This is a genomic window from Shewanella sp. SM73 (genome assembly GCF_025653795.1).
Taxonomy (GTDB): domain Bacteria; phylum Pseudomonadota; class Gammaproteobacteria; order Enterobacterales; family Shewanellaceae; genus Shewanella; species Shewanella oncorhynchi.
The window spans coordinates 302204-314230 of record NZ_JAKKRY010000004.1; the positions used below are offsets into that span (position 1 = coordinate 302204).

Annotated in this window: 9 protein-coding genes; 5 read left to right on the top strand and 4 right to left on the bottom strand. The window is 46.0% G+C overall.

Annotation, left to right across the window (positions count from 1 at the left end):
- The first annotated feature begins 18 nt into the window (after positions 1-18).
- From L5M51_RS08515 to L5M51_RS08535, 5 genes are all read left to right on the top strand, one after another.
- The gene (locus L5M51_RS08515) at positions 19-2823 is read left to right on the top strand and encodes an FAD-binding and (Fe-S)-binding domain-containing protein (RefSeq protein WP_113941023.1); all 2805 of its coding nucleotides are present in this window, start codon (positions 19-21) and stop codon (positions 2821-2823) included.
- Positions 2824-3133: 310 nt separating this feature from the next.
- A complete protein-coding gene (locus L5M51_RS08520; RefSeq protein WP_006085148.1) occupies positions 3134-3877 on the top strand; it encodes a (Fe-S)-binding protein in 744 nt (247 codons plus the stop codon).
- 10 nt (positions 3878-3887) lie between these two features.
- Positions 3888-5282: a lactate utilization protein B gene (locus L5M51_RS08525; RefSeq protein WP_113941021.1), complete on the top strand. Its 1395-nt coding sequence runs from the start codon at positions 3888-3890 to the stop codon at positions 5280-5282.
- Position 5283: 1 nt separating this feature from the next.
- A complete protein-coding gene (locus L5M51_RS08530; RefSeq protein WP_028760696.1) occupies positions 5284-5853 on the top strand; it encodes a lactate utilization protein C in 570 nt (189 codons plus the stop codon).
- A 634-nt stretch (positions 5854-6487) separates the two neighbouring features.
- Positions 6488-7666, top strand: a complete 1179-nt coding sequence (locus L5M51_RS08535) for an AAA family ATPase (protein WP_263172344.1) — start codon at positions 6488-6490, stop codon at positions 7664-7666.
- Positions 7667-7677: 11 nt separating this feature from the next.
- On the opposite strand, the gene L5M51_RS08540 is transcribed toward L5M51_RS08535, so the two are convergent.
- The 4 genes from L5M51_RS08540 to L5M51_RS08555 all read right to left on the bottom strand — a co-directional run bounded on the left by L5M51_RS08540 (position 7678) and on the right by L5M51_RS08555 (position 11985).
- Positions 7678-8031 carry a hypothetical protein gene (locus L5M51_RS08540; protein ID WP_251071032.1) on the bottom strand — a complete coding sequence of 118 codons (354 nt, stop codon included), beginning with the start codon at positions 8029-8031 and terminating at the stop codon, positions 7678-7680.
- Positions 8032-8140: 109 nt separating this feature from the next.
- Positions 8141-8608: a DUF6386 family protein gene (locus L5M51_RS08545; RefSeq protein WP_251071031.1), complete on the bottom strand. Its 468-nt coding sequence runs from the start codon at positions 8606-8608 to the stop codon at positions 8141-8143.
- Positions 8609-8729: 121 nt separating this feature from the next.
- On the bottom strand, positions 8730-10241 hold the full coding sequence (locus L5M51_RS08550; RefSeq protein WP_113941018.1) for a hypothetical protein: 1512 nt from the start codon (positions 10239-10241) through the stop codon (positions 8730-8732).
- 388 nt (positions 10242-10629) lie between these two features.
- On the bottom strand, positions 10630-11985 hold the full coding sequence (locus tag L5M51_RS08555) for an MATE family efflux transporter (protein ID WP_105249778.1): 1356 nt from the start codon (positions 11983-11985) through the stop codon (positions 10630-10632).
- Between the last annotated feature and the right edge of the window lie 42 nt (positions 11986-12027).

The following is a 12027-nucleotide window of genomic DNA, read 5'->3' on the forward strand; positions in this document are numbered from 1 at the left end:
AATAAAGAGAGTGATGCTATGTCGATTAACTATAAACTGGTCATCGATGATCTAAGAACGCAATTAGGTGATCATCCCGTGACGGATGATCCCGTTCGCCGTTTTGCCTGGTCCACCGATGCAAGCTACTTCAGGATAGTCCCAGAAGTGGTTGTCCATGCAGAAACCCTAGAACAGGTAAAGCTCACATTAGCCGTTGCCCGTAAGCATGATGCACCCGTCACGTTTAGGGCCGCTGGAACCAGTTTATCTGGCCAAGCTATCGGTGAAGGTATTTTGTTGATCCTTGGCCATGATGGTTTTAGAAAGATTGAAGTCAGTAGCGATGCCAAACAGATCACCTTAGGTGCTGCTGTCATTGGTTCCGATGCTAACGCCGTACTCGCGCCGCTTAACCGCAAAATTGGTCCCGATCCCGCCACCATAGGCTCCGCCAAAATTGGTGGTATTGTGGCAAACAATGCTTCGGGAATGTGCTGTGGTACTGCGCAAAACAGTTACCAAACTATCGCTTCCGCGAAACTTCTTTTTGCAGATGGTACTGAACTCGATACAGGCTGTGAAAAATCAAAAGCTGCCTTTGTTAAATCCCATGGAAAAATACTGGATGCGCTGACAGAACTGTCGCACATGACTCGTCATAACACAGTGTTAGCGGACAGAATTCGTAAAAAGTATTCCATTAAAAATACCACCGGCTACGGCATCAATTCGTTACTCGATTTTACCGACCCATTTGACATCATCAACCACTTAATGGTGGGGATGGAAGGCACCTTAGCCTTTATTAATGAAGTCACTTATCACACAGTGAATGAAGCTAAATTTAAAGCCTCAGCTATGGCCGTATTCCATAATATGGAAGATGCCGCACGAGCCATACCACTGATAAACGGTGAAAGCGTTTCTGCTGCTGAACTCCTTGATTGGCCATCAATCAAAGCAGTAACGGGCAAGCCAGGCATGCCAGATTGGTTATCAGAGTTACCAGCCCTATCCGCTATTCTACTGATAGAGTCCCGTGCTGATGACGACAAAACCTTAGAAAATTATACTCAAGATGTCACCGCGAAACTCGCCGGCTTTGACTTTATCCGCCCAATGGAATTTAGTACGAATCCAGCGGTTTATGACAAATACTGGGCAATGCGCAAAGGCTTGTTCCCGATTGTAGGTGGTGAGCGTCCAAAGGGAACCTCAGTTATCATCGAAGACGTGGCCTTTGAACTAGAGCACCTTGCTGCTGCGGCGCACGATATCACTGAGCTTTTCCATAAACATGGTTATCCTGAAGGCTGTATTTATGGCCATGCTCTTGCGGGGAACTTCCACTTTATTATCACCCCCACCTTCTCGACTCAAGCTGATATCGATCGTTTCCATGCCTTTATGGATGATATTGCCGACATGGTGATTAACAAGTACGACGGTTCAATGAAAGCCGAGCATGGTACTGGCCGTGCTGTCGCGCCGTTCGTCGAAAAAGAATGGGGACAAGATGCTTACACTTTGATGAAGAGCATCAAACAAGTATTTGATCCACAGGGTATTCTAAACCCAGGCGTTATTCTTAACGACGATAGCAATGTCCACGTTAAAAACATCAAGCCCTGCCCTGTGGTCGATGATTTTGTTGATAAATGTATCGAATGTGGTTTCTGTGAAAAAACCTGCCCAACATCGGCACTCAACTTCTCACCTCGTCAACGTATTGCGACTCTGCGTGAAATCGAACGTTTAGAACAATCCGGTGATAAAGCCGCCGCAGCAGAAATGCGCGCCGCCGCTAAATACGATGTAGTTGATACCTGTGCCGCCTGCCAGCTTTGTACTATTGCTTGCCCAGTGGATAACAGCATGGGCCAACTGGTGCGTAAACTGCGCACGCCGTACATCAGCACTACTGAACAAAAAGTCTTAGATTTCCAAGCCAAACACTTTGGCGCAGTTAACCAGGTTATCAGTTCAGGTTTTGACATGCTTGGCGTGATCCACAAGATCACTGGCGACAACATTACCAGTGCCCTAATGAAAACCGGCCGTTTGATTTCAAAAGAAGTGCCTTATTGGAACCCCGATTTCCCGAAAGGCGGCAAATTGCCAAAACCATCCCCCGCTAAAGTTGGCCAAGAAACAGTGGTTTACTTCCCAGCCTGCGGCGGCAGAACCTTTGGTCCGACGCCAAAAGATCCCGATAACCGCACTTTGCCAGAGGTGGTCGTCACGCTGCTGGAACGTGCTGGCTATAACGTCATCACGCCAGAAAAAACCCGCGATTTATGTTGCGGTCAGATGTGGGAATCTAAGGGCGACTTTAAAAACGCCGATGCCAAACGCCAAGAACTTATCGATGCAGTGAGCAAGATGACCAATGGTGGCAAGCTGCCAGTGATCGTCGATGCCTTGTCTTGCACCTACCGCACTTTGTCAGGTAATCCAAAAGTACAAATTATCGACTTAGTTGAGTTTATGCACGACAAGCTACTGACTAAGCTCAACATCAGCAAAAAAGTCAATGTGGCACTGCACTTAGGTTGTAGCGCACGCAAGATGAAACTCGAGCCTAAGATGCAAGCAATCGCCGATGCCTGCTCTGCACAAGTGCTCAAACCTGCAGGAATTGACTGCTGCGGTTATGCGGGTGAAAAAGGCTTGTATAAGCCTGAAATCAACGCCAGCGCACTGCGTAATATCAAAAAGCTCATTCCTGTCGAGATTAAGGAAGGCTATTACGCCAACCGTATGTGCGAAGTCGGTTTGACCCAACACAGCGGCATTTCCTACCGCCACTTAGCTTATCTGCTCGAAGAGTGCAGCCGCTAATCTGGTATGACAGTAGTAAACAACGGGGCTATTTTTTGCCCCGTTTGTTTATATAAGCGAACTATTCTCATTTATTTGTCATTAAGTATTTTTTGAGAATTTCAAACCTGAATAAATACATTTTAAAATCAATGTAATCATCAAGTTAAAATATTCTCATTTTTGAAAAAATCTACAAGCTCATTTACTAAATTAGGGCTACTTATTCCGCTAAGATAGGCCTATATTTGATCAACTACCTTAGCATTAGTGTGGATATTGGGTCACACTGCAAGGCAATGTCGTTCACTAACAAGAAAGAGAAAACACAATGAAAATCGCCCTTTTCATCCCGTGTCTAGTCAATCAAATGATGCCAGAGGTCGCGATTGCCACCTTGGAATTATTAGAGAAACTCGGGCACCAAGTGATTCTACCCGCGGGTCAAACATGCTGTGGCCAGCCGATGACAAACTCGGGTTGCTTCGATGCAGCACGCAGTACCACCCTTAAATTGCTCAACGCCTTTAAAGGAGTGGAATGCGACGCTATTGTTTGCCCTGCCGCCTCTTGTTTAGTGGCCGCCAAAGAAAACTTCCACGAGTTTGATAGCAGCCCAGAAGCACAAGCTGTGATCAACAAACTCTATGAACTCACAGAGTTTTTACACGATATCGCGCCGATCCCAGCCTTTACCAAGCCCTTCGCGCACAAGGTAAGCTTGCAACTGAGTTGCCATGGCATTCGCATGTTAAGCCTTGCCACCCCAAGTGAGCAAATGGGGCCAAGATTCAACAAAGTCGAAGCTGTATTGGCCAATATTGCCGGCATAGACATAGTGTATCCAGACCGCCGTGACGAATGCTGCGGCTTTGGTGGCACCTTCGCCGTCGATGAAGGCGCTGTGTCGGCCAAAATGGGCAAAGACAAGGCCCAAGCCCACGCCGCAACGGGTGCTGAGTATGTGGTGGGTTTTGATCCCTCATGCCTATTGCACCTCGATGGCATGATCCGCAGACAGCAATTGCCGATTGAAATTCGCCACATAGCGCAAGTGCTAAACGCCGCGCTCTAGGAGACTCACCATGGCTTACAATCATAATCACGGAGCTAATGGCTCCCAAGTCCATGCCCATAAAGCCGATATTTTTTGCCGCGACGAAACCCGTGTCGACTGGCATTCAAAAGCGCTATGGATGCTCAGAGAAAAACGCGACCGCGCCGCGGGTAGCATCCCAGAATGGGAACAACTGCGTCAGTTAGGCTCAGAAATTAAGCTCCACACGCTAACCCATCTTGCTCAATATCTTGAAACCTTTGAACAAAACTGTATCGCCAACGGCATACAAGTCCATTGGGCGAAAGATGGCGCAGAGCACAATCGTATCGTGCATGACATTTTATCCCGCCATAAAGTCAAAAAGTTGGTGAAGTCTAAGTCTATGCTGACCGAGGAATGTCACCTCAATCCGTACTTAGAACAACGTGGCATTGAGGTCATAGATACCGACTTAGGTGAGCGGATTATTCAGCTCGCCAAAATGCCACCATCACACATAGTCGTGCCCGCTATCCATATGAAAAAGGAAGAAGTCGGCGAACTCTTCCATGAGAAACTCGGCACTAAAGCAGGGGCAGCCGATCCCTTGTATTTAACCCGCGCCGCCCGTGCTCACCTGCGTGAACAGTTCCTTAGCGCCGATGCCGCGATGACAGGCGTGAACATGGCGATTGCCGATAAAGGCGCCGTGGTGGTCTGCACGAACGAAGGCAACGCCGACATGGGTGCTAACCTGCCTAAGTTGCAGTTGCATTCAATGGGCATCGACAAAGTGGTGCCCGATATCGATAGCGCAGCCGTCTTGCTACGCACACTGGCACGCAACGCCACAGGCCAACCTGTCACGACTTATAGCGCCTTTTACCGTGGCCCACAGCCCGAAGGTGAGATGCACATTATTATCGTCGACAATGGCCGCACTGAGATGCTCAAGGATAAAATCCTCGCAGAATCATTGAAGTGTATTCGTTGTGGTGGTTGCCTCAATACCTGTCCTGTGTATCGTCGCTCCGGCGGTTACAGCTACAACTACACTATCCCTGGCCCAATTGGTATCGCAGTGGGCGCTAAGATTGATGACACTAACTCGATTGCCTGGGCCTGTACCTTGTGTGGCAGCTGTACCTATATCTGCCCGACTAAGGTGCCGCTCGATAAGATTATTTTCCACCACAGACGCCTTAAGGCTGAAGCCGGAAAACTCCCCTATGGCAAAAACAGTTACATGCCATTAGTGGGTAAATTTATGGCAAGCGAAACCATGCTGAACTGCTCTATGAGTGTGGCGAGAACTGCGCTGCGCATTCTACCGGGTAGTCTGTTAAAACCCTTTAGCGGTGCATGGGGTAAATACCGTGAACTGCCCGTTGCCCCGAACTCCAGCTTCGAAGCTTGGTTTAAGAAACACAGGAGCCTATAAGATGTCTAGTAAACTTGAAATTCTCAATGCGCTCAAACTGTCGGCCTTAACAAATCATCCTATGCCAAGCATAGATGTGACGCCAAGAGTCGAAAATCTCGTCGGCCAGTTCGAGACCAACCTCAATACTGTCGCGGGTACGCTGCATAAAGAAGGTGGCATCAAAGCCCTGCAAGCCAAAGTCGATGAACTTATCGCCCAAGGGTTACAGGTCATCTCCCTTGTAGAGGGTGTCACGGCAAACCGTGAAATGCCACCCACAGCCCACGAGCTCAAAAACATAGATTATGCAGTGATCCCAGGTGACATTGGCGTTGCCGAAAACGGTGCCATTTGGGTTAACAATAAGAATCTAGGCCACAGAGTGACACCTTTTATCTGTGAAAACCTGATCTTAGCCCTGCCAACGAATAAGATTGTGCCGACCCTACATCAGGCAGCTAAAGAAATCACGTTAGCATCAGGTGAGTTCGGGGTGTTTATCGCGGGTCCATCAAAAACCGCCGATATCGAACAAGCCCTCGTCGTCGGCGCCCACGGCGCCTGCAGCTTGAACGTGTATTTACTCTAATGCCTCGAGATTTAATGTAACCAAGAAAATTCAAGGGTTATGGAATAATCGAAACACAAAAGCCGCCTTCATTAGCGGCTTTCTTATTGAGACTTCGCTGAATGATATTTGATTTGTAGGCTGATAAACCACTAACACTGCTTACCAATTAACGTTTATTGACGAGCAGTTTACAGGCTTGCCATGGCATTCACTCGCCGACTCGGTGAATAGAAACCTAGGGTTTCTAAGCTTATGAACGAGAGCCATGGTAGTTCTCATGCATCCCTGCATTGCACGACATTCAGGCGTCCTGCCTGTCAGATGGCGAACTGGCAGTTAAACGCGGATGTTGTTCAAGTCAATCCGTGGATGCAGGGTCGCCCCGTCCTGCTCTTTGATGAACGGCGCCATCTCTGATATTTATCTGTGTACGTTAGTGACGCTTAAATATAAACCCAACATTAAGATATTGATTTAAAATGTGATATTACTACGTTCTAAGGCAATCGTTAGTGATAAGCAGGGGATCTTTATCAAGTCGCTTTAACCACGTGCGATAGCGCACATACTGAGGATACCTTAGTAGTATCCTCGACTCGGTTGATAGTATTCTCGATTATGTCCATGAGGCATTTATAGTAAAGGTGAGTAAATGAACGAGGTATTACTACAAATAAAGGCGCTCACCAATGGTGATCCTTTATTGACGGCTGTCATTGTTGGAGTATTAACATTAACGTTAATTGGACTCGTAGGCTACATGCTAAAAGATGTCCCCACGAAGCTGTTAAGTTGGCTCAGTAGTCTGCTGTTTGTGCGGCTCACTATAGACGATAGTCATCAGGCGCGCACAGAGGTATTCAATAAACTGTCCTTTTTGATCAGTAATACAACTATTCCGTTTTTTTCACGCTCTATCTCTGAGGCTGTGTACTATGACTATAGTGTGAGTTACGACGGGCGTGTCAGTGTTAAGTCTATCGGCTACGGTATGCACCTGTTTAAATACGGTGGTTGTTTCATGTTGGCTACCCGATCTAAGGTCGATAGTACGATGGCATACGATTCTATTACTGTAAGTGCACCATGGTGGGCAAAAGATAAACTATATAGTTTTTTAGAAGATACTCGTGGAGACATATCTACAGAGCCGAAAGTGAATATTTTCGAAGAAACCGAATGGTGTCGCTATGGCACATTGAAATCATCGGGTTTTAGTGAATTAGTGCTAGATGAAGGGTTTAAGCAGAAGTTGATGGGGGAAGTTGATAACTTCGCAAGTAGAGGGAAGTCGGTTGTAAGTAAGCTAACCATACTGTTACATGGAAAAACGGGTACGGGTAAGACGGGTATAGCGAGAGCCTTAGCTGTTGAGTATCATCGCGATCTATACATATTGAATCTTTCGACTGTAAATGATGCCACTATTCATAAGGCGATTAGAAAGGTACCGCCCGGAGCTATGTTGTTAATAGAGGACTGTGACTGTGTAAAGGCTACGGTATCACGTACTGCTGAAAGCAATGTAGATAACCCACCACTCACTTTAGGTGGCATTCTAAACGCGTTAGACGGAATCATTCCTCTTGATGACTGCCTTGTAATAATGACCACAAATCATCCTGATAATCTTGACCCAGCGTTGATACGTAAAGGTCGTGTAGATGTCAGTATTGAAGTACCACTTATCAGTGCAAAACAAGTTAATGAAGACTACTTTGAGCGTTTTGGCGCAGTTCTTAATAGAACTGAGCCATTGTTAGGTTGTGAAGTCTATGAACTCCATCGCAGAGCGAGCTTAAGATATGGTGTGTGTTGTAAGCCAGTGTAGATGCTCTGGATTCAACAAACCATGAGGTCATGATAGCCATGAATAACAATAAACTGATCGTCTTCAATTAGTGGTAACTGGCCGAGTTGCTGTAATCTGATTTTTAATTCAGCAAGCAGAAATACATTGTCATCCGCCAAACCGGCGGGAAAAACGGTTTTCGCAATTCTAATCGCGTTAATGGATTTATAGCGAATACGCCTTTGCACAAAAAGACAATCAGTAGCCATGATCTCGGATAACACTTGATTTGAGGCTTCATAATCGAGAGGAAAGTCCTCTTCACCGACCAACTGTAGTTGCAAATACACAGGACGAGAAGCTAACAGCGTCATACATTCGCGCCATTTAGTATTATTCATCATAGAACTCATAATGTTAAATTGCTTTTTTACCCCTGATGATTAACAAGTTACCTTTGGTGTTTAACAGCCCGTATAGGGATTAAAAATGATAGCGAATAAAGTAAGCCGCTTAAAGTAATGGGCTAGACGTAAACTCGTTTAGTACATCTTCTGAGGTTGACTCATATTCAACCACCAGTTTATGGGGTGTAAGCCGATACACTCTCACCTCAATATTCCCTCGCACAGCATAAATTAAAGCGCCGCCATAGGTTGTTTCAGGCCCAAGATCTCCTGCTGGAACTTGCTCGGCGGCGCCAATATACAGGCACCCTGACAATACTGTTAAGTTTGCAGAGAGATAATTCGAATTGAGCCCAGCCTCACCTAGCTTGCGGAAAATTTCAACCTCATAACAGCCATCGGCGCCAAGTCCTACGAATAGCACATGACCTTGATTGATTTCCAAAATTTCGTCACTCGGCACAGACCACCAATCAGCCGTATCTTCACAGCGATGAGTTAATGCCGCGGGATCAAATATCGCCATTGTGGCGGTATCTGTGTCAAACCGAGTTGTTGTATAGGGTTTACTCATCATCCTTGCCCACTAACAGAAATGATTCTGACTACCTGTTTTATCCTTGATAACTCCAAACCTAAAATAGAAAAATCGCCATAATTTTAGGCCGTTACTACCACTTACTTACAACAATCCTTTACATAAAGGCTTTAGTGAACGCTTCCTTCGACTGGCGAATGTAGTTACGGGCGCTTTTGGCGTGCTGCTCCCACACGGCGCGATCGCTAGGATCAGTAAAGGGGTTTTGCTCGGCGGCAATTGAGCGCTCAAATTTGTCGTAGAAGGTCAGCATGGCCGAAGTGATCTGATTAAAACGTTCCTTGAACTCTTGAAATTCATCAATCTTCTCAGTGGTTTTAATCATGTACTGCACTAACTCTGCATTGCTGTTCGAAGCCAATAGCGCCTCAGCTTTAGCACTGATATTGGCACTCGCCTCGGCAATCACCAGCGCGCGTGCCTGCTCGTCTTTACTCATCACTCGGCTGTAATTTTCAGGTGTGCGGGCAATACTGGCATGCTGTAAGTAACTGCGCAGATGTTTGTCGAGATCCTTACGGAAATTATCTAAGTTCTTCTGCATACTGACTAAATCATTGTCAAGTGCAGTGACTTGTTGCAGTTCTTTTTCGATTTCAGACATAAACCGTTCGGCCTGCTGATAAATTTTCAGGCCATTTTCTTCAGCAAACTTTTTATCACTACGGCTTAAGTCACTGTTGTCATAATTAGAGCGATCAAAAGTCGCAGCTAAGAATGACTTAAAGGGTTCGGCAAAGGCGGAATACGCACCGGCACTAACCACGTTTAAGGTGGCAGTAGCCAAGTCACCAAAGGGTTTAACCATAGAACCTAAACGCGCCTGTTGGAGAGGTGATGCCACACGTTTAGCGTCAGTTAAAACCGACCTAAAGGTGTTATATCCCATAGGGTTAGACATTTTATTGCGTTCAGACGTCGCCAACACAAAGGTGATACTTGAATAAATAGCATTCGAGTACTCGAGGTATTGTCTTTGGCTCTCTAGCTGGGCGGCATAATTTTTACCTAAAGTACGAAATGACTCAGACTGCACTTCGTAATTCTTGTCAGCTTTCAGCTTATCTAAAATCCCGCCGATAATTTTCTGCTCATTTTTTTGCAGGGCCATATCAAGGCGAATTTTACCTAAGCTCAAATCGTCCAAACTGATAGGGCCATTAATGGCCTCAATATCAAGACGGATATATTGGCGACTCGGATCATCAATAGACACTCGGTGTGCTAAATATTCGTTAGCCCCAGGGGTGATATCGATTAAAGCAACATGCTGCCACTGGGCATCGAGCTTTAATACCGGAGAGGTCAATACATTGATTCGATATTGGGTTTGAGTATTCTGGGTTTTGACCCAAAACTCTAATAGACCCGCTTCAGAAATAGGATACTTACTGACGATACTGCTATTGCCTTCGACGCAAAGCAGCGCACTTTCACCTGTGTGAGGTTCAGCGCCTTCAAATTGACAACCCATGATCCACGACCAAGGTTGAGATAAACGATTGCCTTCGAAGTCGCTGGCAAACACTAACTCATTCTCTTTGGCACTGGCATTAACTGTCGTTAACACGCCAAGCAACAGCATAGAAATGACTGCAGTGGTGCGCATAAGGGCCTCATAAAACATAAATTACTAAAATCAACGAGCGAGTCATTCGGCTCAATACCCAGTCATATCAACAATCAATCGACCCAAAAGCCTAAGCGAACTCAGTCTGTTAATTGAGGGCTATAGCCTCGGCTCAACAGCACACTTGGATAAGTCATTTTTGATTGCAGATTAAACCAGCGAAATGTACCAGAGGCCATCATCCCACGCTAGCCCTAAGTCATGTTTAACGACGAAAGATATGCAGGCAATTACAATCGGGGCCATTAATCGCCCCAATTGTAAAATTTACGTAAAACTAAACACTTATGCCACAGCTACAGGTTACTTGCCTCGCCCCTTGTCTTCTCAATATATCAGGCGAAACCAATACAACCCAAAGCAAGGATTAATGCAGACGTGCCTCGACTCGCTTCATGGCGTAAAACATCCATATCGTCAAGATAGTGCTACAGGTCGCGAGCGACACCCACACACCAATCACGCCGAACGCCCATGCAAAGCAGTAGATGATCGCAGCGATAAGAATAAGCTTAGCGCCCGTCAGCATAGAAGCTTGTTTCGAACAGTTAATAGCTTGGAAGAAACTCGCACCGACTAAGATTAAGCCTTCCATAGGCAAGCCCCAAAAATACCAGCGCATACCTTCAATCGCCACTGGTGTTAAATTCGGATTATCACCGGCAAACAAATACACTAACCATTCAGGGCGAGAATAAATCAGCGCTAAACCTAAAGCTGCGGTGAGTAACGTCATACCAAAGGCAATATTGCGCGCTTGTTTAACCCTATCGAAACGCCCAGCTCCCGCGTTGAAGCTATAAATAGGTTGAGTTCCAAGCGCAATGCCCTCAAAAATCAGATAGAAAAACGCTTCGGTGTAACTCACCACACCATAGGCGGCCACATGTAATGGGCCGCCAACCCACAAAAAAGCCGTATTATGCAGGGTTAACACTATCGACAAATAGAGATTCATCAAAAAGCTGGGGAAACCAACGCGGGCTATATTAAGGCAATTATCGAGCTTGAGCTTCATCTGCTCAAAAGTGATTTTAAGCTGAGTGTGCGGACTGAAAAAATGCTGCAAACACAAAAGCCCCGTTACCGCCTGCGACAACATAGTCGCAATCGCTGCACCTGCTAAACCAAAGGGGAAAACCACAATAAACAGCCAGTCTAAGAAAGTGTTTAATACACCACCCAAAATCAGCACCCAAGTCACCATGGATGGCCTGCCATCATTACGCAGCAGTGTGGTGAAGGTCATTGAAATTATGGGAAAATGACACAGTGCAAAATACCAGAATAAGTATTCATTAGCGTTTTCGAGCATCTCCCCTTGCGCCCCGAGAGCAACCAAAATATCTCGCGAGAATATCCCACCAACAAGGGCAAAAAAGCATCCCGTTAATAAACATAACGTAAAGGCATTACCCAGTAGTTTACGGGCCTTGACTACATTACCTTGGCCAAGATTGATTGACACTAATGCCGCGCTACCCATACCTATCATGGCGCCAATAGCGTATAAAATCGCGCCAACAGGGTAAGCTAACATCATCCCCGCCAACCCTGTTTCACCTAAATAGTGGCCAACAAAGATGCCATCAATTGTCACATATACGCCCGTCACCAACATAGAGGCTATGGTGGGTATGGTATAGCGCCAAAAAAGCTTCGCAATCGGCTCCTCAAGCAAGCTCATATCCGCAGGAGCATGATTAGATGTTGTTGCTGTCATTAGCGTTTCTCACAAAAAGGGGGGCTAGAGTCGTATCTATCT